We start from the raw sequence: 280 nt of genomic DNA on the forward strand, positions 1-280 counted from the left end.
GACATCAGTGAACCCCCGCACCCAGATATGCCTCGATCACCTTCGGGTCCTTCTGCACGTCTTGCGGCAGCCCTTCGGAGATCACCTTGCCATAGTCGAGCACTGTCATCCGGTTGCACAGGCCCATCACCAGTTTCACGTCGTGCTCGATCAGCAGGATGGTCTTGCCATCGGCGCGGATCTTGTCGAGCAGGCGCGTGAGTTCGACCTTCTCGGTCGCGTTCATGCCGGCCGCCGGCTCGTCGAGCGCGAGCAGCTTCGGATCGGTTGCGAGCGCGCG

The 280-nt window shown here is 62.9% G+C and carries 1 pseudogene; it reads right to left on the reverse strand.

Annotated elements, in window-relative coordinates:
- Positions 1-4 precede the first annotated feature (4 nt).
- A pseudogene (locus U5A58_RS40660) lies at positions 5-280 on the reverse strand (ABC transporter ATP-binding protein); the annotation flags it as partial.

This window comes from Paraburkholderia sp. J7 (assembly GCF_905220155.1).
Taxonomy (GTDB): domain Bacteria; phylum Pseudomonadota; class Gammaproteobacteria; order Burkholderiales; family Burkholderiaceae; genus Paraburkholderia.